This window comes from Winogradskya humida, assembly GCF_016862215.1.
GTDB lineage: Bacteria > Actinomycetota > Actinomycetes > Mycobacteriales > Micromonosporaceae > Actinoplanes > Actinoplanes humidus.
Window position 1 is genome coordinate 18,214 of sequence record NZ_BOMN01000110.1, and the last position, 21,543, is coordinate 39,756.

Here is a 21,543-nt window from a genome sequence, read left to right on the forward strand (position 1 = left end):
CGATGGCGGGCCGAAGGTCGAAGCCGAGTCGCTGGTGGTGCGACGTCGGGCGCGCAGGACCGCGCGTTGTGACTGATGCCGGAGCGGCGATGGCTCGGTCGTGGCCGGGGCTCAGGGCCCGATGTGGAGGTAGCCTGCCCAGAGCGCCGGGCTTCCCCCTTCGCATTGGTCGCGCAGTTCGGTCACGGCGTGGTGCACCGCCTCGGCCGGCCCGGATTCCAGTGCGCCGTGGATGCGGATTGCCATGTCCCGGGCGATGTCGTCGCGCACCGACCAGAGCGTGCCGATCACGTGCGGGAACCCGGCCAGGTGGAACGCCCCGGCGACGGTGATCGCTTCGTCGGTGAGGGTGACACCGCCGCGTGCCGTCCCGCAGGCCGACAGGTATGCGAGGACGGCCTGTGGCAGGTTCACCGCATTGATGTCGCGGACCGTCAGCCGTGTCTCGTCGTGCAGGAGCAGGTGGGCAGCTGACGGGTTTGTGGGGCTGCCGTCGGCGTGGCAGGCGAAATGTACGGTCGTGGTGCCGGCGAGCGCGTCCATGACAGCGGTCCGGGTGGCCTGGCCGCCGCTCAGCAGGCGTCCGCCCGGGTAGCGGGCCGCGACCTGCGACGCCTCCCGTTCGGCGTTCGGCAGGGTGTCGCCCGGCACCGCGATCGTCAGGGGCTGTCGATCCCACCGGCCCCGGGTGCCGACCGTCGCGGCTGCCGTCCGCAGGCTCCGCAGCGTCGGCGTGTACGACGAGACGACCCGATCGAGGACCGTGCCGCCGCGCGGGCCGTGATGCCTGCCGGCGGCGTGCAGCGGCAGCTGTGTGAGCAGGCCGGTCGGCATCCACCAGATGCGGTGGGCCGCCGGGCCGAGGGTGTCCAGGACCGGTTCGGCGATCGTGTCCCAGATCAGGGCGAGCAGCCGGTCGAGGAAGGTGCCGGCGCGGTAGCGCATTTCCGGGTCGTGGCGGTCGTCCGCGAGCAGGTCCAGGGCGAGGGTGAGGGCGGCTGCCTGCTCGTCGATGGTTGTCCGGTGGGCGTCCGGCAGGGCTATCGCGGCGACGCCGCCGTCGGCGTTGATGAGGGCGTGGGAGCCGTGGTCGCTGAGGACGATCGCGACGACCGGTGCCGGGTCCGTCGTGCGGGCGGTTGTGGCGTCGGGCAGCGATGGCAGGGAGCGGGCGGTCAGCAGGCCACGGCCTCGTTCCAACAGGGCGAGGGCATCGGCGGGGGAGCCTCCGGCACGCAGGAGGGTGACTGCGGCGTCGGCGGCGACTCCGGTGTGGAGGCCGAGGCGGTGCTCCTGATCCTCCCGGCTCAGGTCGGTGCCGGCCAGGGCAGGCATCAGATCCACGACTGTGGCGTACGCGTCGGCAGCGGCCCGCCATGACCCGCCCTGGGCGTTGAGCACAGCGGCGTCGTGTGCGGCGGCGCTCGCGGTGACGGGATCGCTGGTGTTCTGTGCGGCGGTGAGTGCGTTGATGGCCTGCGTACGGTCCTGCGGTGATCCGGTTTCGGCGAACCGGGCGGCCAGGGCGCGGCCGAGTGCCAGCATCCGGCCGGCGCGTGCTGGGCTGCGTTCCGGTTCGGCGTACGCACGATGCTGCAGTCCTTCGAGGATCGGCTCGGCGACGGGTCCTTCATCGAGTTCCGCGAGGACCACGGCGCGGTCGCGGTGGCCGGGCGGGAACTGCGCGGCGATCAGGTCTGCTTGCAAGCGGGCCTCGTGCAGGTGGGCGGTGGTGCCGCCGGACGCGGAGTACCGCCGGCGTAGCGCGACGACGAGACGGCATCGTACGAGGGCATGCCGGAGGATCGCGGGCGGTGGCGGGGTCAGCGCGGAGCGGAGCGCGGTGATCGCCTCGTCGAGTGCGGCCTCGTCGCCGAGCCGTTCGAAGCGCAGGAGCAGGGTTTCGCTGAGGCTTGTGAGCGCTGTGCTCCAGTCGGCGGACGCGTCCACTGGTCGTTGCAGCAGGCCGAGGGTGGCCTGCCGGTGGGTGAGGACGGCCTGCTCGAGGGTGCGGGTGTTGCCGGTGACGGCGTACATGGCGGTCAAGGCTTCGCCGAGGTGGGACAGGCGGGTCCGGTGCCCGGTGCCGGTCGGCTCGCGGGTTGCCTCGGTCAGCGCTGCAACGGCCCGGTCGAGATCTTTGCGGTCGCCGTCGAGGGCGTAGCGGTGCAGATGGGCGGCGCCGAGTGCGCCGAGCGGCGCAGGGCCACGGGAGATGCGGCAGGCCTGTTCGGCCTGGGTAACTGCCTGGTCTGCGTCGTCGGTGGTGCGCGATGTGCACAATGCCCGGCTGTATGCGATCAGATGGTCCGCCGTCGGAGGCCGCTGATCAACAGCCTCCGCCAGACAGCCGATCGCCTGGTCGTAATCCTCACCCAGGCCGGTGATCGCATGCCGATCGATCAGTACGGTCGCCAGGTCCGCAAGCGCATCCGCCCGCTCAGCGGGTCTGCTGAGCCGCACCGCCTCACTCAGCGCGTCGACAGCGGTGGCGAGCGCACGCAGGTCGCCGCCGTGAAGGTAGCGCTTGCGGCGAATCCCGCCGAGAAGCCGCAGAACCGCGGGGCGCTGTGCGTTGCCGGGGGGAGCGAAATGCGCGGCATCCTCGGTCAGTCGTTCGGCGGCGGCGAACAGGACGGCCCGTTCCCGGTGGGCGGGGTGCGCCACGAACACCTTCGCGACGGCGGTCAGCACGCCGGGGCGTTCCTCTTCCAGCACGTCGAAGCTCTGCATCAGACACCGGAACAGCACTTGTCCCAGCCGGAACGTGCGCTCACCGGTGGGCGCGTCGCCGTACATCCCGTGGGGACCGCCGATCAGCAGTTCCGTGCAGGCGGTGCCGGCGGCGACCAGGTTTGCCTGCCGGGTGGCCGCGTCGCGGGGCAGCAGCTTGTCGAGCCGGCCCGCGGCCTTGGAGATGATGCCCTGGGTCAGGTCCTGCACCCAGTCGTACGGGCGCAGCAGCTGGTATCGGTACATCTCCTCGAGCTGGGGGATGCCGAAGTGGTCGAACAGCCGCGGCGACACCTCACCGGCGGCAGTACGGGCCTCCGCCAGGAAGGAGGACGCGAAAGCGCGTGCCGGATCAGCGCTCATCGGCGTAGGAGAACAGCAGCCGGACCGGTGCCGGTGGTTCCCCGGCGGAATCGTCGCCTCGCCGGTGCAGTTCGTCGAAGAGCCGCAGTGCTCTGGCCAGCGCGTTGAAGCCGTCGCGGGGGCCCAGGATGCGGTAACGGGCCCAGCAGATCATGGCGACGGCGTACGCGGCGTCGGGGTCGAATCCGCTGTTGGGCGACGTCACTGCCTCGATCAGGTAGTTGACGTCGGAGCCGAGGACGGCGGAGGTGTCCCCCTCGTCGGCCCACCGGGCGCTGCGCTCTCGCAGGTCGCGCACTATCCGCCCGTCCACAGGTCAGCGCACCTGCCCGGTGACCGGCCGACCGTCGGACCAGCCGCCTCCTGACTCCTGAACCAGCCGCACGATGACCGACCGGTAGGCGCCGAGCCGGCCCCGCTGGAACTGCCCGGGTAGCTCGTCGCGCTTGGCGAGGCCACGACGGGTCCAGAACGCGTCGGACGGCGGTTCGTCTCGCTGGCCCGGCCCCGGGATGAACTTGAGCACTTCGTCCAAGGCGGCCAGGCAGATCGTGAGCGTCTGCTGATTGTTCCGGTCGGGCGGTGCACCCGGGACGGGACTGCGCCCCGACTTCGCCATGGCATGCGCGACCCACAGCCACTCGCCCGCGTCGAGCAGCTCGGAGGGCTCCGGGCCGCCGAAGAAGCCGTCCCACGACGTCCCGCCGGATGCGGGTGGGCGGTCGGGCAGGCCGTACACGAAACGGCGTTCCCGATGACAGTCGAGACACTTCCCGATGCGGGTCCGGACCAGCGAGCCGTCGCTCCAGGAACCGAGCGTGGCCGAATCCGATTTGAACCTCGCGGAGCCGCACTCGCAGGGGTTCAGGTCCTGGTAGAGGTTCATTTCCATGAAAGTCCGCGCCACCGGGAGCTTCATCCTCACAGCGTAACAACGGATCGCCACCTGGCGATGTCCCGTTAGGATCGGCTGACCGACATCGGAGGCCATGGTGACCGACGCTCAGGACCAGATGGCGCATCTCTGCGTACTGTTGCCGGTCCTTGCCCGTGCCGCGCGCACCCCGGAGCAGTCCACCCGCCTTGCCGGCATGGTGGATGACGCCCGTGGCGGCCGGGACGTGACCGACGAGCTGGTGAAGCTGTGTCGGGTGCTCGGTGTCCCCTACGCCGGCCCGGTCCGGAACTGGCCGTGGTCCACCAGCGCCGGACATACCCGCGCCGAGGTCTTCGGCTGTCCGGGCGGCACCTGCACCCGGGTCTGGGTGCGGCAGCCCGGAGTGCCGGTGCCACGCTGTGCCGTCGAGAACGAGCCGCTGCGGTTGCTGGAGCCGTGAGCGGTGGATTCCTTCCTCTCCGCGGTCGGTGGGCGGCTCGCCGACGTCTGGATCCGGCTGCTGGCCATACCCGGCCTGATCCTCACCGGCGTGGCCGCCGTCGCGACAGCGCTCGGGCACGGGCACTGGGCGGACACCGGCCGCCTGCTGGACAAGGCAACCGCCGCCGGGACCCGGATTTCGGCAGGCGGCTCGGCCGGGATCGTGCTGACCTGCGTGGGGGTGCTGCTGAGCGCGGCTCTGGCCGGTGTATTGGCCCGGGGCGGCGGCCTGCTCGTCTACGAGCTGGCCCTGGGCAACTGGCTGGTCCCGTCCGAATGGGCCACAAAGCATCGTCAGGCGCGCTGGGCCGATGCGGCGAACCCCTACGCCGAGGCAGTCCTGGCAAACTCGGCCCGTGACGTGATCGACGAGCTCGCCGGTCGCCGCAACCGGATCGCGCCGGCCGAGCCGAGCCGCCCGACCTGGATCGGCGACCGCCTGGCATCCGTCGACAAGCTGGTGTGGACCGAGTACAAACTGGACCTCGTCTCGGCCTGGCCCCGGCTCTGGCTGATCATGCCGGACGCGGCCCGGGCCGAACTCAAGGAGGCCCGGGCCGCCTTCCGCGCTGCCACCACCCTCGCCGCATGGGGCCTGCTCTATCTGCTCGTCGGCATCGCCTGGTGGCCGGCGGCCCTGATCGGCGTCTCGGTCGCCCTGACCGCGTGGTGGCGGATGCGCCGAGACGCCGCGACGCTCGCCGACCTGGCACACGCCGCGGTGGACCTCTACGGCAGCTCGCTCGCCCGCGCGCTCGGCCTGGCCGCTGAGGGCGACGAACTCACCAAGGAGCTCGGCGCGCGCATCACGGCCCGCCTGCGCAAAGGCGGCTGACGGATCATGTGCCGACGGTGCTGATCGGCGCGCCGACGCGGCCGGTCCTGATGGTCATGGCGTAGCGAGCGCGATGGGCCTGCTCTCGGAAGCCGGCGCGGGCGTAAGACGTCTCCATGGTGTGGTCCAGGTCACTGTTCCGGATTGGCGACGGGAGGGGGCGGGCGGCAACAAGGGGGTGTGATGTCCGAACAAGGCGCGCCGCCCGCCGCCGACCAGACGCCGACCGACGCCACGTTGCGCGACGCTGTCCTAGCCGGAGATCGGACTGCCTTCACCGAGTTGTACGAGCAGCACGGCGAGAAGGTGTGGAATTACGCGTACCGGCTGACCGGCTCGTGGACCGAGGCTGACGAGCTGCTCTCCGTCGTCTTCCTCACCGCGTGGCGGCGTCGGCAGGACCTGCGGCTGGTGAGCGGCAGTGCCCTGCCCTGGCTCTACGTCGTCACCGGCAATGTCTGCCGCAGCGAACGCCGCCGGGTGGCGCGGCTGTTCACGGCCCTGCCCCGGCTGCTCGGCCGGGAAGCGTCCGACCATGCCGAGCGGGTGGTGGAACGTGACGCCGCGGCCGCCCGCCTGGTCCGGGTGCTCGCCGCCGTCGACCAGTTGCCTCGCGCGCTGCGGGAGGCCGTCCAGTTGTGTCTGCTCGGCGGTACCTCGGCCGAGGACGCCGCCCAGATCCTGGGGATCACCGTCCACAGCGTCCAGTCCCGGCTCAGCCGGGCCCGCGCGCGTCTGCACCGAAGCGTTCCGGAGGAACAGTGATGTTCGACCTCAACGACCTTCCCCCGCCGCGCAAGCTGCCCCTGGGTGTCCGGGCCGAGGCCCGCCGGCGGCTGGCCGTGGGCATCAGCGACCGGCCCGCTCGCCCCGCCCGTACGGGTATGGTCGTCGCCGTGGCGGCGGCCGCGGTTGCCGTCACGGCGGTGGGCATCCCGATGCTGACGGGCGCCTCGCCCGGGCCTGGTCCGGGCGGCGGCCCGGTGACCAGCAGCCCTCCGGTCGAACAGGACGCGCCCGAGTCGCCGTCCGCCCCGGCGCCGCGGTACGACCAGCGCGACAGCGCGACCGCCGAGGATGCGCAGCGCTGCGCGGCGGACGGCTGGAAGCCGCTGTTCACCTCGTCGTCCGGCGGCGTCACCCTGGTCACTCTGCGCTCCGGCGGCAAGCTGAGATTCTGCGAGCTGACCCCGGAGACGGTGGCGCTGTCCGCCCCGGCCGGCCGGCCCGCCTCCGGCGCGCGCATCACCTACGTGTCGGCCAACGGCACCGTCGCAGGCGTTGTCGCCGACGGCGAGAAGTACCTGTCCGTCAAGGATCCGAAGATGGCCACCGACGCGTACGGCTCCGAGATCCCGGCGGAGATCCGCGACGGCGCGTTCGTCATCCCCAACGGTGTCACGGCGCGACCGCCCGCACTGGAGTTACTGCTCGGCATGAACCCCACTGCTGGGAAGTCCGGAACGCTTCCCGCCGCGGTGGCCCCCCGCAAGGACCGCCCGCAGCCGACGCGTACCGGCCTTCCCTCGTGTGAAGCCGAGGCCGGCAGCCCGCCGCTGGTCGACGCGCACGCCTGGCAGGCCGCCGCCCCCGTCACGCTCACCGCCACCGAGCGTGTGCAGACCGCCCGGTACGCCGGACTGCTCGCGTTCTGCCTGGTCGACGACGAGCAGGGCACCGCCAGGTTGCTGGTGACCGACGGGCGCACCCCGGTCTCGCCGGCGGCGCGTGAGGCCGGCCCCAACCCGTACGTGATCACCTCTGGTGCCTTCTACCACTTCGTGATCGACGAGCAGGGCCAGCGGAGCAGCAGCACGGAGCTGATCTGCGGCCTGGTCCTCGACGACCGCGTGGACCGCGTCACCCTGCAGGGCGGCGACCAGCCGATCTCCGCCGCGGTCACCGACGGCATGTTCGTCCTGCCGGGAATCACCGGCCCACACCGATACGTCCTCACCCTGACTTCTTCGGACGGCGCCACTGTGGCGACCGCCCCGATCGGAGGCTGAGAGGCATCTGTAGCGCCACCATTGGCGCGCATCTCAAACCTGCGTGAGGGTCGACGTCATCACGCCGTCAGTGGAGTCGGGCCAGCAGGTGCTTTGCTGGATTGCCCGGGCCGGAAAGTTCTTCTAGGGCACCAAACCAGGCAGCTCCATCATCAGCCTCTACACCGTCGACGGCCGAGGAAAAGTCAGCATCGGTGATGAGGACGGCGTGATCGCCGCCGCCGGTGGTCCGGAAGCGGTTGCGGAGGTCGCCGCCGAGGCCGCGGCGAAGGACCCGGACGCTGCGCCGGCCAAAGCCCGGGGCGCCGGTCCGATCGTCCTGGCCGCCACCGTCGACGGCACGCTGCTGTACGTCCAGAACATGCTCGCAGGCACTGTCGAGGGATTCCGAATCGGCCCGAACGGTGAACTCACCCTCGTGGAAAGCGAGAACGAGGGTCTGCCCGCGTTCACCGACGGATCCGGCATGGAAGGCCTCGTCGTCTGGTAACCAGCGCAAGGCGCCTGCCGCGATCATCAGCGGCCCGAGTTCTTACCGACTGCTTACGCGGTCACCGCTGACCCGTCTGCTGCTTCGTTCTCCCCGTATTTGCGAGTGGCGACTTCACACCAGGGCCGGCCACGGAATCCCCCAAAGACCATGAGGAGTAAAGCGTGCGAACTACACCACGCCGAGTAGGGCGAAAGCAGATCACCACCCCAAGGATCGCTGTGGCCGTGGCAGTCGTCGCCGTGTCCGGGATCCTCACCGCCACCTTCGTCTCCAGCGGCGGCAAAGGCACAGCGGACGCGTCCACCGAAATCAACCAGTTCGTCGCCATCCAGAACGTCCGGCCCAACGTGCAGAATCCCGCATCCGGTCCGGGAGCGTCCAAAGGTTCCTTCACTGTGGACTGCGGCACCAACGGCAACGGCAAGTTCAGCCCGGACAACCCCGTGGCGCAACCCGGCATCAAGAACGGTGCCGAACACGTCCACGACTTCGTCGGAAACCTCGCCATCACCGCGAACTCGTCCAACGCCGACCTCGACGCCTCCGCCACCACCTGCAAGAACGGCGACAAGTCTTCCTACTTCTGGCCCGTCGTACGCATCGACAAAACCGTCCGGTCCGGAGCCGACACCCAGCGTGCCCTCGCGGCGACAACCCCGATGGTGACATGCCCCAGCGTGCGCAACAGGCTGCCCGCCGTGCCCGCACAGGCCAAACGCGCCGTCGACAACAGGCTGGCCGAACTCGACCGCGGATACGCCGCGGCCAACGAGCGGATGGCGACAGGCAAGGGCCGCATCGATGCCCGCCTGAACTCCTCCGTTCTGGCCGACCTGCGCGATCAGCGCACCGCATTGATCAAAGGCATCAGCGACAGCATCGCCGCGGCCGGTGGCGGCCGGACCTCCGGCATGATCTCGCTCGTGGAATGCGACACCAACTACGACGGCATGCACGTCGCCATGCGCCACACCGTCGCCAGCGTGAAAGCCGGTCTGGCTGCCAACCAGCAAGTCCAGTGCCCGACCGTACGCGACAAACTCCCCGGCATACCCACCGCTGCGCTCGACGAGGTCAACCGCGGTCTCACCGAACTCGACCGGCAGATCTCCGAGGCCAATGAACGTCTCGTCACCACCCGCGGACAGGGCGGGAAGAACTTCGTCGACAACGCCATCCTCGGGCCGCTGAAGGCCAAGCGCACCGCGGTCCTGGATCGCATCAGCATCGCCATCTCCCGCCGTGCCGCACGCCCGCAGGGCCTCGAGAAGCTGGCCGGCTGCACCGTCACCGACCAAGCCCCCAACCAGAACGGCCCGGGCAACCAGAACGGTGGAGCGGCGGTGCCCAGCGCTCCTGCCGCCCTGCCCGACCCGCAGGGCCCGAACCTCGAACTGCCGAACAACACCGGCGGCATCGTCCGGCCCGCATCCGTACGCATCGAGTACCGCGGCAACGCCATCAGCAAGGTCGTCCCGATGCCGAAATTCCTGCGGGCGCTCACCGGTGACGCCAAGCCGATCAGCCGCGGTCCGGCCAACGCCCGCGCCACCTGGGCCTGCTCCGGCTTCACCGACCGCCTCTCCGACAAGTACCCCATCTGCCCGCCGGGTCAGCAGGTCCAACGCGTTCAGGACTTCCCCGGCTGCTGGGACGGCAAGAACATCGACAGCACCAACCACCGCGACCACGTTGCCTTCGCGGATACCAGAACCGGCGCCTGCAAGCAGGGCTTCGCCGCGATCCCGCAGCTACGCATCACCCTCTCCTACGACATCCCCCGCGATGTGCAGACCAAGGGCCAGTACGCGCTGGACTCCTTCCCCGAGGAAGACCACAACCCCTTCTCTGACCACAACGACTTCATCAACGTCAACTCCGCGCAGACCATGCAGAGAATCGCCACCTGCATCAACAAGGGCAAGACCTGCCGCTGACCGCGGACTCTTTCCGGGGAACACTCCGATGGCGCCATCGAGGTCTACCAAACCTCGTCGGCGCCCTCGGCGACTCGTGACGCCATCGGGTGGAATTTTTTGTCGTAGGGGTGGGCTAGCTTCGCTGCGTGCCTTTCGAGATTCCCGCGGACTGGTTGCGCTGCGTCGCCGACCTGCGTCCGATCGACCCTCGCCCCAATGTGCTGAGCCGGTACGCCGACTGGCTCTCCCGTACCACCAGCCTCGGTCTTCGCCCGGAGGGTGCCCGGGCTCTGGACTTCTTGACCGGGTCGGGTGGTTCGGCGACACCGCGGGGCGTTGCCGAGGTCGCGATCGCCACCGGCGGTCCGAACGGCACGATCAGCCTGAGCCTCGACATCCTGGTCGACGCCTGGCTCGACCTCGGCGGCCTGCCGTTCGCGGCGGCGGCCGTGGCCGAACTGGCCGGCCTGGGGCCCTTCACGTCCGAGGCGATCTACCTCGCGGAGCACCTGCGCCCGAGACTGGTCCACGCCGGACCCGCGCTGATCGGCCAGGTGGTGGCGGAGCTGGCTCCGCGTCGCGACAACCCCGCTGCCCGGCTCGTCGCTTCCTATCTGGTGCCCGAGCGCACGGACTGGATCGACGAGGACTGCCGCGACCTGCCCCACTGGGAGCGGACGGAGCTGTCCAGGCTGCTGCTGTTCTCGGTACGCAGTGTCGAGCGATTGCGCCACGTCGGCCGGCACACCCTGGCCGGTGACACCTATCTGTACAGCAAGGAGTTGTTCGGCACGGTGCTGCGCAACGTCGGCCCCGCAGCCGCCGCTGCGCTGATGAGCGAGGACTGCCGGCACCTCTGTTCCGAGCTGCGCAGCGGCTGGCGGGGCTACGCCGACGAGACTGTGCGCCTGCTGGAGCTCTGCCCGGACGAGGAGACCGTACGGCTGCTGCTCGAAGCCGCCGTGGGGGAGGGGCATGCGGTGACCCGCTTCGATCTGCTGGTCTCCTCGTCGACGGTGCTGATCCGGCATCCGCTGCTCTGCGCCCACGTCCTGGCCGATCTGCGGCTCAGCATCCCCGGCCTGGCCACCGACCTCCTCGCCGCCGTCGTGACCAGGAACGGCAGGACCGACTGGTCACCGCTGCCCCCGGCCGCCCGCGACAAGGTCGAGAAGTTGCGGGCCGGCCGGGTGACCACGGTCGGCGCGGGCCTGTCCGGGCTGATGGCCGCGCAGACCAAGGGCGAATGGCCCGCCGTCCGCTCCGCCGTCGAGGGCCGGGCCATCGTGAAGTTCCTCGCCGCGCTACCCGGTGACCACGCGTTCGCGGTGCTCGCCGAGCAGCGGGAACGGGACTACGTCCTACCCGCCCTGCTCGCCGCCATCCGGCGTGACCCCGAGCGGGCCGCCCGGGTGCTCCCCGCCGGTGACCCCCTGCTTCCTGTCGACACCGTCCCCGACCCCGGCGGCGAGCTTCCCGAGGGCTTCGCCGAGGTGCCGGGCCGCACACCCCGGCTACCCACCTGGTTGGTCGTGCAACGTCTCCCGGTGCTGGAGACGGCCACCGGAGCGCTGCCCCCGATCGCCGCGCACCGGCTCTGTGCACTCATCGCCCGCTCGACCCCGGACAAGGCGCACCCGGCGCTCGTCACCGCCCGTTCCGCGCTCGATCCGGTGTCCGCGGCCCGGTTCGCGTGGGCGATCTTCGAACGGTGGAGGGAATTCCAGTACGCGGACGGCAGCCGCTTCCCGATGACCGCGCTCGGCCACCTCGGCACCGACACCACCGCGGACGACCTCGCCGCGCAGTTGCCGGTCTGGTCCGTCGAGGCCTCTGCCAGGGTGCCCGCCGTCCTCGACGCGCTCGCCTCGATCGGCACGGACACAGCCATCACCCACCTGCACCGTACGGTTACCAAGGCCCGCACCAAGGGCCTGCGCAACCACGCCGGGAAACGCCTGGACAAGGTCGCCGCCGTCCGTGGCCTGAGCCGCGAGCAGCTCGACGACCGGATCGTGCCCGACCTGGGCCTCGACCGTAGGGGCAGCACCACCCTCGAGGTCGGCGACGAGCTCTACACCGTCACCGTCGACGAGTCGCTCAGCCCCGTCCTCCGCAATGCCTCGGGCGTCGTCCTCAACCGGCTGCCCCGCCGCCATCCCGGCTTCGAGCGACTCAAGAAAGAGCTCACCACGATCGGAGCCGACCGCATCCGGGCCCTGGACGACGCCATGGTCGCCGGCCGGGGCTGGGCACTGCCGGATTTCCTCGCGTTTCTCGTGAGGCATCCGCTGATGGGGGTGCTCACCCGCCGCCTCGTCTGGATCTCGTCCGCCGGGGTGGCCTTCCGGGTGGCCGAGGACGGTTCCCTCGCCGACGTCTCCGATCAGGCGGTAGTGCTCCCCGGCGACGCCGTCATACGGGTGGCGCATCCGCTCGAACTCGATGTTGCCACCTGGTCGGACATTTTCGCCGACTATGTGATCGTGCAGCCGTTCCAGCAGGTGCAGCGGGAGGTTTACGAGGCCGAGCCGTACGAGCCGTACCTCGATCGGGATTTCCCGCGCCGGCGGCTCTACGCGCTCGCCGCGCGGGGCTGGCGCTTCGGTGAGGGCCACACGAGCCTCAGCCGTGCGGTTCTCGGTGGCGAGACGATCCACCTCGAGCTGTACGACGACTGGGATCCCTTGCGCTCCGAGCCCGACGACCTGGGCCGTCTCCGCGCAGTTCGCACCGATCCGAGCAACCCGATCGCCGTTTCCGAGACCATCCGCGCAGTCCGCTATCTCACCCGGTAGAGCTGACGGTGACCGCCGGCGAATCAACCTCCGGCGTGCGTCCGTCGTGGTGGCCGAGAGGCACGAGCCCGATCCGGCGCGCATCGACTGGCGCGGCGCCGGCACCACCCGGACGGGCTGGGTCCGGGGCGAGCCGCCTGCGCATCAGCATCGCCGACGACGGCCCCGGCATTCCCGAGCCGACCGGGAACGGGTCTTCGAACCATTCACTCGCCTCGGCAACGCCCGCGACCGACACCGGGGCGGCACCTGCGATGCCGGGAAGCCACCTTGTCGAGCTCAGGCGTCCGAGTGCTGCAGCCGCCATCCGGCCACGACCGCTGCCAGAACGAGGTAGCCCGCGAACACCAGAGCACCCCGGCCCGGCGACAGCATCTCCGGCAGGCGCGCACCCCAGCCCCATCGCCTCGCCGGCCTGTGGTGGCAGGAATTTGCCTGGCGGCGGCGCGAACGTTGGCCACTCGCGGCAGCGTTGCACTGCGATGACCGCGGGCTGCCAGCACCGCTGCAATATACGATGACCCAGCCTCCTAGGATGCTCAAGGCGGTGTGAGCGGTTTCTTCGTCAGGTCCGGAACCCGCCAGCCAGAACCCCGGCTTGTAGTGACACCTCGCACCTGGCCTTACCCGACAGCGGCGCCGACGAGTTGTCCGATGCCGAACGTGACTGCCATGGCCAGGGCGCCGCCGCCGACCAGGCGGGTGACGGCACGGGAGATACCGGCTGAGCCCAGCCGGGCGCTGACCGCGCCGGTCACGGCGAGGGCGAGGATCACCACGGTGAAGGTGACCGGCACCCTGAGGTGCGGCGGTGGGAGCAGGATCGCGATCAGCGGGAGCAGCGAGCCGACGGTGAAAGCGATCGCTGAGGCGCCGGCTGCGTGCCAGGGGTTGGTGAGGGCGTCGGGGTCGATGCCCAGTTCGGCGTCTGCGTGGGCGGCGAAGGCGTCCCTGGCGGTGAGCTCCTCTGCTACCAGGCGTGCGGTCGCTGCGGTCAGGCCCTTGGCTTCGTAGAGGGCGGTCAGCTCGTCGAGTTCCTGATCGGGGGACTCAGCGAGCTCGGTGCGTTCCTTGGCGAGCAGGGCGCGTTCGGTGTCGCGCTGGCTGCTGACCGAGACGTACTCGCCCAGGGCCATCGACACGGCACCGGCGACGAGGCCAGCGACCCCGGCGGTGATGACGGGGCCGCTGGCCAGGGTTGCGCCGGCCACGCCGACGACGAGGCCCGCGGTCGACACGATGCCGTCGTTGGCGCCAAGCACCCCGGCCCTCAGCCAGTTCAACCGGCCGGCCAGCCCGCCGGTGTGTGGTTCGCCGGGATGCGTCATGGTCGCGGTGCCGGGTGGTCGGTCTGCATGATCGCAGTGTGCTCCCGTTCATCCGGTTGACGACAGAGGAATCCGGCATGGCTCCGGCCGGGTTCACTCAGTCGCCGTCGGGTCCTCCGGGCGCGGCGGCGGGGCTGAAGTTGCCGGTCCAGGAGGCTTTCGCTCCGGAGTCACCGATGCGGTAGGTGTCGTAGACGGCGGCCGTGCCGGCGACAATCGCGAGGACGGCGACGACCCGAGTGATGGTGACCGACAACGGGGCCAGGTAGGTGCGCCGCTGACCGGTGCCGGCAGTGTCAGCAGTGCCGGCTGAGGCGGTGGCTTCCCGCTGCCGCCACCAGATCAGCAGGGCCAGCACGGCCACCGGCAGGGCGACCCAGATGGCGGTGTCGCCGAGCTCGGTGTGGTCGCGCACCAGCTCTGTTTCGGCGACACGGTGTTCCAGCCATTCCCCGGCGCTGGTGGTGACCGGCACGAGCGCGACGACCAGCACCGACAGGATGGCGTTGGGGCCGGCCAGGCGGCGGCGCACCGCGGGCCAGACGGCGGTCAGCACGAGCAGCAGGGCGGCGAGCGGGAGCAGGACCACGATGGCGTGCACCAGCAGGATGTGCGCCGGCAGTCCGTTGACGGAGCCCATGAATGTCCTTCCAAGACGACAGCGGAGGCGACGCGAACCAGCTGACCCGAGATCGGCCGAGCGTCCGGGGCAAAGGCTATGGACCGAATCTTCGAGTCTTCCCATTTTCGCCGGAGACGCTGGACCGGTCAGCCGAACGAGGAAGGGGCCGTGACCTGCCGTGAGCGTGACCAGAGTGACAGGACGGGTCCGGCTGATCGGCACGGGCCGGACGAGCCGCCGGCTGCGTGCGCCGCGACGGTGGTGGGCCGAGCTGGCCGGCTCGGCGGCACTGCTCAGCGTGGTCGTCGTGGTGGCGCTCTGGTTGCACAACAAGGGGCTCCGCGGGTTCGCCGCACCGGGTGGTGCGGCGACCTCGATCGGCCGGGTGACCGGTCTGGTCGCGTCCGATCTGCTGCTGCTCCAGGTTCTGCTGATGGCCCGGATCCCGTGGGTCGAGCGCAGCTACGGCCAGGACACCCTGGCCCGCCGGCACCGCCTCGTCGGCTTCTGCTCGTTCTGGCTGATGATGACCCACGTCGTGCTGATCACCGTGGGCTACGCGCAGTCCGGCGGCACGGGGGTCGTCGCCGAGATCTGGGACCTGGTCGCCACATATCCCGGCATGCTGCTGGCAGCGGCCGGCACCGTACTTCTCGTCCTGGTCGTGGTGCTGTCGATCCGGCTGGCGCGGCGCCGGCAACGGTACGAGACGTGGCACCTCATTCACCTGTACGCGTACCTCGGGGTCGGGCTGGCCCTGCCGCACCAGTTGTGGACCGGTGCCGATTTCGTCGCCTCGGCACCCGCGCGGCTGTACTGGTGGGGTCTGTACGGCGCAGCACTGGGGGCGGTGGTGGTGTTCCGGGTCGGCCTGCCGCTGTACCGGTCGGCGTATCACCGGCTGCGGGTGCACGCCGTCGTGCCGGAGGCGCCGGGGGTGGTGTCGGTGTATCTGCGCGGGCACCGCCTGGACCGGCTGCCCGCCCGCGCCGGGCAGTTCTTCCTCTGGCGCTTCCTCGACGGGCCGGGCTGGACCCGCGCGCACCCGTACACGCTGTCGTCCGCACCGTCCGGTGATCTGCTGCGGATCACCGTCAAGGACCTCGGCGACGGCAGTTCCCGCGCCGCGACTCTGCGACCGGGCACCCGGGTGCTGGTCGAAGGACCCTACGGCGCCCTGACCGCCGACCGCCGATCCGGTGCGCGGAAGGTGCTGCTGATCGCGGCCGGGGTCGGGATCACCACCATGCGCGCGCTGCTCGACGAGTTCGCCGGGTCCGGCGCGAAGGTCACCCTGCTGTACCGGATCCGCCGGCCCGAGGACGCCGTGTTCCGCACCGAGCTGGACGAGGCGGACCGCCGCGGTCAGGTCCGGGTGATCTACCTCGACGGCGGCCGGGCCCGGCCCGGATCCTGGCTGCCCGCCCGCTTCGCACAGGTCAGCGACCTGGCCGCGCTGCGATGGCTGGTGCCCGACGTGGCCCAGCACGACGCGTTCCTGTGCGGGCCGCCGCCCTGGATGGCCGGGGTGCGGGCCACGCTGCGCGAGGCCGGCGTCGGCCCTGATCACATCCATGCCGAGGAGTTCGCATGGTGAACCCACTGCACCGACCGGGGAGACGATGAGAATGCGCCGGATCACCCTGCTGATCGTGTCCACCCTGGCCGCGCTCGTGCTGCTGTTCAGCTTCCGCACCAGCACCGGCGGCGTACTGCCCGGCACCACCTCGGCCGCCGCCGCACCCGGGATCGTCCCCGACGTGTCCTCGGCCCCGCCGGCCGGCTCCCCGTCGCGCAAGCCCGCCGTGCGGACCACGACCGTCAACGGCACGGTGGCGCAGACCCGGTGGGGGCCGGTCCAGATCCAGGCCACAATCGTCGGGAAGAAGATCACCGACGTGCGGGTGCTGCAGCGGCCGACCGGCAACAGCCACGACGACCAGATCAACGCCTACGCCCTGCCGAAGCTGCGGCAGCAGGTCCTCCAGGCGCAGAGCGCCCGGATCGACGGGGTCAGCGGAGCCACCGTGACCAGCGACGGCTACCGGCAGTCGCTGCAGGCGGCGCTCGAGGCGGCACACGGCGGATGAGGATGCGAGCCTGCGACAGTGACACCATGACGGATGCTGCCCTGCCCGCCGCCCGAGTGCTGGTGGTCGAGGACGACCGTGAGCTGGGCCCGCTGCTGCTGCGCCTGTTCCGCGGGGCCGGCTACGAGCCCGACCTCGCCCCGGACGGCCAGGCCGGGCTGCACCTGGCCCTGACCCGCAGCTACGACGCCATGATCCTCGACCGCGGGCTGCCCGCCATCGAGGGCCTCGACCTGCTCGGCCGGCTGCGCCGTTCCGGAGTCACCGTCCCGGTCCTCGTGCTGACCGCCCTCGGCACCGTCGCCGACCGGGTGACCGGCCTGGACAGCGGGGCCGAGGACTACCTGGTCAAACCGTTCGAGGTCGATGAGCTGCTGGCCCGCGTCCGGGTACTTCTGCGCGGCCGGACCGGGGCGGGGGAGCGGCTCGCCGTCGGTGCTGCCACCTTCGATCTGATCGCCCGGACGGTGACCGGCCCGGACGGTGCGGTCACGGCCCTGTCGGGCCGCGAGAGTGACCTGCTGCGCCTGCTGGCCCAGAACCCGGCACAGGCGTTCACCCGCGAGCAGATCGTCACCCAGGTCTTCCCCGACGCCTCCGGCGTCGCATTGGTCGACACGTACGTGCACTACCTGCGGCGCAAACTTGGGGTAACCGCCATCGCCACCGTACGAGGAGTGGGTTACCGGCTGGGGCACGGATGAACCGGCCCGGTACGGCCAGGAGCGATCCGGACCAGGCCCTGCTGTCCCGGGCCCGGCACGTGATCGCGGCGCAGACCGCGGCCGCGATCACGGTGAGCCTGCTCGTCCTCGGCGCGCTCGCACTGATCGTGGTGATCCACAGCCAGAACACCGCCGCCGCGACACTGCTGCGGCAGACCGCGGCAACGGCGGAGGACGTCGACGATCCGCCACCCGGTGTGTGGATCTTCGTGCAGAACACTGCCGGTGGGATCGACGCTAGCGACGATGTGCCCGCAGGGCTTCCCGACCGGGAGGCGCTCGACCGGGTCCGCGCCGGCGCGCCGACCGCGACGACCCGCATCGACGGCCGCGAAGGCGGCTACCTGGCTCTGACCCGGCAGCGAGGGACCCGGACTGTCCAGGTGGTCATGAGCCGCCACGAGCAGCACGACGAACGCGAACGGCTCCTCGGCGCCCTGCTGGCCGGCGAAGTGGTCGGGCTGCTCATCGCACTGTTGTCGGCCGCGCTGCTCGCCCGCCGCGCCACCGCACCCCTCGCCGAAGCCCTGGCCCGGCAGCGGCAGTTCGTCGCCGACGCCAGCCATGAGCTGCGGACCCCGTTGACCCAGCTGCACACCCGGGCACAGTTGCTGCAGATGGATCTGCGCGCCGGCGCCGACCTGGACGATGTCACCACCGACGTCGACCACCTCGTCACCGGCACCCGGCACCTCGGCGAGGTCGTCGAGGATCTCCTGCTGTCCACCCAGCTCGACCGCCGCGACGACGCCCAGGCCCCGATCGACCTGCGAGCCGTGGCATCGGCGGTCATCGCGGAACAGGCCGACCGCGCCCGGAACCAGGACGTGGCCCTGACACTGGACCCCGGAGTCGGCGAGCCGACCAGGGTCCTCGGCCACCAGGCGGCCCTGCGCCGGGTGCTGACCGCCCTGGTCGACAATGCCCTGAGCCACACCGAGACCGGCGGGCACGTGAGTGTCACGCTCGGCCGGGACCGCGCCATGGTCACCGTCGTGGTCCGCGACAACGGTACCGGGTTCGACCCGGCCGACGCCGAACGCCTGTTCGCCCGGTTCGCCCGGGCCGGCGACCACGATCATCGCCGGTTCGGACTCGGGCTCGCGCTGGCCCGGGAAGTGATCACCGGCCACGGCGGCACCATCGAGGCGTGGGGCAGCCCGGGCCACGGCGCCGCGTTCACGATCAGGCTGCCGCCGGCGTCGGAAGACCTGGTCCGGTAGGTGGCATTTCGCCACCGCGGTCGCTCGCCGGTGGGATCGTCGGCAAGGTGAGCGTGGTGACCCGTCCGGCCTTCATTCCGTTGTCACGGTTGGTGCCGCCGGCCCGTACCGTCGGGCCTGCCGGCGTGATGGTGCTGGCTGGCGTGTTCGGCGTCGTGTGGTTGGTATGCCGGCCGGCCGGCGTGGGATGGGGGTCGTTCCTGGGTCAGCTGGTCGGGGCCGAGGCAGTGCTGCTGATGGCGGTGGCGATCGTGTTGATCTCGGTGCTGCCCGCGGTGGAGACTTGGTTCGACGGCATCGACAAGGCCGCGATCTGGCACCGGCGGCTGTCGATCACCGGCTTGCTACTGCTCATCCCGCACCTTCTGTTCGCCCAGGGTGATCGACCGTCCGGCCCGGTGGGCCAGACCGGACCACCTCCGGAGGGTCACGGTTCCGGGATGGGCGGCCTGCTCGCGCAGATCGGGATCTGGGGTCTGGCCGCCTTGGCGCTGTGGGCGATGCTGCCCCGGTGGCGGTCTCTGCTGTCCTGGCTGCCGCCAGATGTCCTGCGTCGCGTCGACCGGCTCGGCACGACCGTAGTGGCGCGGCGGACGGCCGCGATCGGCCGGCTGGTGCTCGGCGGGTACGAGCGCTGGCGGTCGCTGCACCGGTTGACCGGCCTGCTGCTCGCGGCCGGGTTCGTGCACGGCCTGCTGGATGCCACCACGTTCGGGTCGCCGGTGCTGCGCTGGAGTTACCTCGCCGTCGGCGGGACCGGACTGGTCTTCTACGTCTACCGGGAGACCGCCGCCCGGTTCTTCCTGCCGTTGCACGACTACCAGGTGACCACCGTGACCCCGGTGGCGCGGGGCCTGACCGAAGTGACGCTGACACCGGTCGGACGGCCTCTGCATTTCGTGCCTGGACAGTTCGCGATGCTGTTCCTGGAGGGCCGCCACGGCTGGCGTCGGCATCCCTTCACCATCTCCGGCGCCCCGAGCGGTGGCGAGCTGCGGTTCAGTATCAAAGCACTCGGCGATGACACCCACGCGATCCAGGAATCGGTCGCGCCGGGCATGCCCGCCGTGATCGGCGGCCCGCACGGCCGTTTCGCGCACACCAGGGGCACGGCCCGGCAGCTCTGGATCGCCGGCGGCATCGGCGTGACCCCGTTCCTGAGCTGGCTCCGCTCGCACGACACCCACCATGTGGGCGCCCGCATCGACTTCTTCTACACCACCGCCGGCCCGGCACCGTTTGCGGACGAGATCGCCGCCCTCGCCGCCGGGGTTCCCCACCTGCGGTTACACCTGCACGACAGCAGCACCAGCGGCTACCTGAGCGCGGACGCCGCCCTGACCGCCATCGCCGACGACGACCCCCGCCAGGTGTCGGTGTTCCTGTGCGGGCCCGAGCCGATGGTCAACGCCTTCATCCAAAGCCTTCGTACGGCAGGGATCGCTCGCCGGAACCTGCACCGCGAGCATTTCGACTGGCGGTGACCACGGTGTACGGATCAGCGCGCGGCCACCGCAGCGCGCGGCCACCGCAGCGCGCGGCCACCGCAGCGCGCTGCAAATCCAGCGCGGATGCCGGGGCGGGGCGGCCGAGGTGGTAGCCCTGTGCCACGTCGCATCCGAGTTCGCGTAGCAGACCCAGGGACTGCTCATCCTCGACGCCTTCTGCTACGACTCGCAGCCCGAGGTTGTGGGCGAGGTCGATCAGGGAGCGTACGAGGACCTGGTCGCCGCGGTTCGTGACGAGGTCCTTGATGAAGGACCGGTCGATCTTCAGCTCGTCGACGGGCAGGCGCTGCAGGTATGACATGGACGAGTGTCCGGTGCCGAAGTCGTCCAGTGACAGCTGGATGCCGGCGTCACGCAGGTCCCGCAGCACGAGCATGGCGCGCTGGGGGTCGGTCATGACCGCGCTCTCGGTGATCTCCAGGTGCAGCAGTGACGGAGGCACCGCATTGGCGGCGAGCAGGGCCAGCACCTGGTGCGGAAGATCCGGGTCGGTCAGGCACCGTGCGGAGAGGTTCACGGCCACCGGGATGTGCAGCCCGTTGGCCGCCCAGGCCCGCGTCTGCGTGATCGCGGCCGTCATGACTTTGGTGGTCAGGGTCCGGATCAGCGTGGTGTTCTCGGCTATCGGGATGAAGGCGTCCGGTGCGATCCGGCCCCGTTGCGGGTGTTCCCATCGGACGAGGGCTTCGACACCCACGAGCCGGCCGTCGGTGACGGCGACCTTGGGCTGATAGTGCACCACGATCTGATCATCGGCGTCGAGCGCCTGCCGCAGCTCACCCAGCAGGGCAACCCGGTCCGGGGCGTCCCGGTCGGCCGCCGGATCGTAGGTCTTGCCGGTGTAGTCGCCAGAACCCCTTAGCGAGACCAGCCGGTGATCGACGAACGCGCTTGGTCGACCGATATGGCGTGGATCGTCGCCGGCAACGCGACGGCAGTGGTCGTACACCGCTGGTGCGCAGGTTAAGAGATACTGCAGAGCACCTCGGATAGCCCGGTGACGTCGAGATGAGCTTCCCCCGGTTTAACGGAGGGCGTGATCAACCAAACCGACTCCACGGTGCCCGGGGAAGATCATCGCCTTGGCCGGCTGACCCGGAACCGGTCACCGGCAACGCCTGCACCGAGTTGCGAGACATCGTTTGGCGAGCAGGGCGCGTTCGGTGTCGCGCTGGCTGCTGACCGAGACGTACTCGCCCAGGGCCATCGACACCGCCGGCGACCCCGGCGGTCAGGATCGGGCCCCCGACGGCGGCGAGCATTCGAGAGGATGCCGAGACCCGCCGGATCGGCCGATCAGTCCTCATTGTCCTCGTCGTCGCGGGCCAGCCAGGTGGCGAACCGCTCGATCGGCGTCTCGAACTCGGGGTTCATGTCGACGTCCGGCCGCAGCTGCTCGCCGACCCACTCGAGCGACACGGGCTCCGTGCCGTGCCGCTCGACGAGTTCCTCGATCTCACGATCCGTGACGTACATGCCCCGGATACTAAAAACGGCAGGGGCGGGGCACGCGGCCCCG

The 21,543-nt window shown here is 70.7% G+C and carries 20 protein-coding genes; 12 read left to right on the top strand and 8 right to left on the bottom strand.

All coding sequences use genetic code 11. The annotated features are described in order from the left end of the window. Positions 1 to 111: 111 nt before the first annotated feature. The 3 genes from Ahu01nite_RS37445 to Ahu01nite_RS37455 are packed head-to-tail and all read right to left on the bottom strand — an operon-like array spanning position 112 to position 4,015. A complete protein-coding gene (locus Ahu01nite_RS37445; RefSeq protein WP_203841472.1) occupies positions 112 to 3,096 on the bottom strand; it encodes a CHAT domain-containing tetratricopeptide repeat protein in 2,985 nt (994 codons plus the stop codon). Continuing rightward, positions 3,086 to 3,409: a hypothetical protein gene (locus Ahu01nite_RS37450; protein ID WP_203841473.1), complete on the bottom strand. Its 324-nt coding sequence runs from the start codon at positions 3,407 to 3,409 to the stop codon at positions 3,086 to 3,088. The genes Ahu01nite_RS37445 and Ahu01nite_RS37450 overlap by 11 nt, the downstream gene beginning before the upstream one ends. A gap of 3 nt (positions 3,410 to 3,412) precedes the next feature. Next, positions 3,413 to 4,015 carry a hypothetical protein gene (locus Ahu01nite_RS37455; RefSeq protein WP_203841474.1) on the bottom strand — a complete coding sequence of 201 codons (603 nt, stop codon included), beginning with the start codon at positions 4,013 to 4,015 and terminating at the stop codon, positions 3,413 to 3,415. Between the two features lie 73 nt (positions 4,016 to 4,088). Here Ahu01nite_RS37455 and Ahu01nite_RS37460 point away from each other — a divergent pair, with 73 nt between their 5' ends. From Ahu01nite_RS37460 to Ahu01nite_RS37490, 7 genes are all read left to right on the top strand, one after another. After that, the gene (locus Ahu01nite_RS37460; protein WP_203841475.1) at positions 4,089 to 4,433 is read left to right on the top strand and encodes a hypothetical protein; all 345 of its coding nucleotides are present in this window, start codon (positions 4,089 to 4,091) and stop codon (positions 4,431 to 4,433) included. Positions 4,434 to 4,436: 3 nt separating this feature from the next. Next, a complete protein-coding gene (locus tag Ahu01nite_RS37465; RefSeq protein WP_203841476.1) occupies positions 4,437 to 5,309 on the top strand; it encodes a hypothetical protein in 873 nt (290 codons plus the stop codon). Between the two features lie 183 nt (positions 5,310 to 5,492). After that, positions 5,493 to 6,074 (top strand): RNA polymerase sigma factor, encoded by a 582-nt coding sequence (locus Ahu01nite_RS37470; protein WP_203841477.1) that lies wholly within the window; start codon positions 5,493 to 5,495, stop codon positions 6,072 to 6,074. Beyond that, a complete protein-coding gene (locus Ahu01nite_RS37475) occupies positions 6,074 to 7,318 on the top strand; it encodes a hypothetical protein (protein ID WP_203841478.1) in 1,245 nt (414 codons plus the stop codon). Before Ahu01nite_RS37470 ends, Ahu01nite_RS37475 begins: the two co-directional genes overlap by 1 nt. A 208-nt stretch (positions 7,319 to 7,526) precedes the next feature. Further along, a complete protein-coding gene (locus Ahu01nite_RS37480; RefSeq protein WP_203841479.1) occupies positions 7,527 to 7,808 on the top strand; it encodes a hypothetical protein in 282 nt (93 codons plus the stop codon). Positions 7,809 to 8,035: 227 nt separating this feature from the next. Next, positions 8,036 to 9,748 (top strand): DUF1996 domain-containing protein, encoded by a 1,713-nt coding sequence (locus Ahu01nite_RS37485; RefSeq protein WP_239159460.1) that lies wholly within the window; start codon positions 8,036 to 8,038, stop codon positions 9,746 to 9,748. A gap of 128 nt (positions 9,749 to 9,876) precedes the next feature. Further along, complete coding sequence (locus Ahu01nite_RS37490; RefSeq protein ID WP_203841480.1) at positions 9,877 to 12,528, top strand: DUF4132 domain-containing protein; 2,652 nt, start codon at positions 9,877 to 9,879, stop codon at positions 12,526 to 12,528. 623 nt (positions 12,529 to 13,151) lie between these two features. On the opposite strand, the gene Ahu01nite_RS37495 is transcribed toward Ahu01nite_RS37490, so the two are convergent. After that, positions 13,152 to 13,856: a VIT1/CCC1 transporter family protein gene (locus tag Ahu01nite_RS37495; protein ID WP_203841481.1), complete on the bottom strand. Its 705-nt coding sequence runs from the start codon at positions 13,854 to 13,856 to the stop codon at positions 13,152 to 13,154. Between the two features lie 97 nt (positions 13,857 to 13,953). Beyond that, positions 13,954 to 14,496, bottom strand: a complete 543-nt coding sequence (locus tag Ahu01nite_RS37500; RefSeq protein WP_203841482.1) for a DUF2231 domain-containing protein — start codon at positions 14,494 to 14,496, stop codon at positions 13,954 to 13,956. Between the two features lie 175 nt (positions 14,497 to 14,671). Here Ahu01nite_RS37500 and Ahu01nite_RS37505 point away from each other — a divergent pair, with 175 nt between their 5' ends. The 5 genes from Ahu01nite_RS37505 to Ahu01nite_RS37525 are packed head-to-tail and all read left to right on the top strand — an operon-like array spanning position 14,672 to position 20,000. Next, positions 14,672 to 16,075 carry a ferredoxin reductase family protein gene (locus Ahu01nite_RS37505; protein WP_239159461.1) on the top strand — a complete coding sequence of 468 codons (1,404 nt, stop codon included), beginning with the start codon at positions 14,672 to 14,674 and terminating at the stop codon, positions 16,073 to 16,075. 31 nt (positions 16,076 to 16,106) lie between these two features. Beyond that, positions 16,107 to 16,568: an FMN-binding protein gene (locus Ahu01nite_RS37510; protein WP_203841483.1), complete on the top strand. Its 462-nt coding sequence runs from the start codon at positions 16,107 to 16,109 to the stop codon at positions 16,566 to 16,568. Positions 16,569 to 16,594: 26 nt separating this feature from the next. Next, positions 16,595 to 17,272, top strand: coding sequence for a response regulator transcription factor (locus Ahu01nite_RS37515; protein WP_239159462.1), 678 nt, complete (start codon positions 16,595 to 16,597; stop codon positions 17,270 to 17,272). After that, positions 17,269 to 18,516 (top strand): sensor histidine kinase, encoded by a 1,248-nt coding sequence (locus tag Ahu01nite_RS37520; RefSeq protein WP_203841485.1) that lies wholly within the window; start codon positions 17,269 to 17,271, stop codon positions 18,514 to 18,516. Before Ahu01nite_RS37515 ends, Ahu01nite_RS37520 begins: the two co-directional genes overlap by 4 nt. A 56-nt stretch (positions 18,517 to 18,572) precedes the next feature. Then, on the top strand, positions 18,573 to 20,000 hold the full coding sequence (locus tag Ahu01nite_RS37525; RefSeq protein WP_203841486.1) for a ferredoxin reductase family protein: 1,428 nt from the start codon (positions 18,573 to 18,575) through the stop codon (positions 19,998 to 20,000). Here the strand turns inward: Ahu01nite_RS37525 and Ahu01nite_RS37530 are convergent. The 3 genes from Ahu01nite_RS37530 to Ahu01nite_RS37540 form a co-directional block, all read right to left on the bottom strand. Continuing rightward, a complete protein-coding gene (locus tag Ahu01nite_RS37530) occupies positions 19,930 to 20,973 on the bottom strand; it encodes a putative bifunctional diguanylate cyclase/phosphodiesterase (RefSeq protein WP_239159463.1) in 1,044 nt (347 codons plus the stop codon). The two genes, Ahu01nite_RS37525 and Ahu01nite_RS37530, sit on opposite strands and share 71 nt — an antisense overlap. A 156-nt stretch (positions 20,974 to 21,129) precedes the next feature. Continuing rightward, complete coding sequence (locus Ahu01nite_RS51905) at positions 21,130 to 21,231, bottom strand: hypothetical protein (RefSeq protein ID WP_344572513.1); 102 nt, start codon at positions 21,229 to 21,231, stop codon at positions 21,130 to 21,132. An 89-nt stretch (positions 21,232 to 21,320) separates the two neighbouring features. Next, positions 21,321 to 21,500, bottom strand: a complete 180-nt coding sequence (locus Ahu01nite_RS37540; protein WP_203841487.1) for a DUF6104 family protein — start codon at positions 21,498 to 21,500, stop codon at positions 21,321 to 21,323. Positions 21,501 to 21,543 lie beyond the last annotated feature (43 nt).

Bases quoted from the DNA above. Each gene is read 5' to 3' on its own strand.
- Ahu01nite_RS37445 (WP_203841472.1), bottom strand. From the start codon at position 3,096: ATGAGCGCTGATCCGGCACGCGCTTTCGCGTCCTCCTTCCTGGCGGAG.
- Ahu01nite_RS37455 (WP_203841474.1), bottom strand. From the start codon at position 4,015: ATGAAGCTCCCGGTGGCGCGGACTTTCATGGAAATGAACCTCTACCAG.
- Ahu01nite_RS37470 (WP_203841477.1), top strand. From the start codon at position 5,493: ATGTCCGAACAAGGCGCGCCGCCCGCCGCCGACCAGACGCCGACCGAC.
- Ahu01nite_RS37475 (WP_203841478.1), top strand. From the start codon at position 6,074: ATGTTCGACCTCAACGACCTTCCCCCGCCGCGCAAGCTGCCCCTGGGT.
- Ahu01nite_RS37495 (WP_203841481.1), bottom strand. From the start codon at position 13,856: ATGACGCATCCCGGCGAACCACACACCGGCGGGCTGGCCGGCCGGTTG.
- Ahu01nite_RS37500 (WP_203841482.1), bottom strand. From the start codon at position 14,496: ATGGGCTCCGTCAACGGACTGCCGGCGCACATCCTGCTGGTGCACGCC.
- Ahu01nite_RS37510 (WP_203841483.1), top strand. From the start codon at position 16,107: ATGCGCCGGATCACCCTGCTGATCGTGTCCACCCTGGCCGCGCTCGTG.
- Ahu01nite_RS37515 (WP_239159462.1), top strand. From the start codon at position 16,595: ATGACGGATGCTGCCCTGCCCGCCGCCCGAGTGCTGGTGGTCGAGGAC.
- Ahu01nite_RS37520 (WP_203841485.1), top strand. From the start codon at position 17,269: ATGAACCGGCCCGGTACGGCCAGGAGCGATCCGGACCAGGCCCTGCTG.
- Ahu01nite_RS51905 (WP_344572513.1), bottom strand. From the start codon at position 21,231: ATGGCCCTGGGCGAGTACGTCTCGGTCAGCAGCCAGCGCGACACCGAA.
- Ahu01nite_RS37540 (WP_203841487.1), bottom strand. From the start codon at position 21,500: ATGTACGTCACGGATCGTGAGATCGAGGAACTCGTCGAGCGGCACGGC.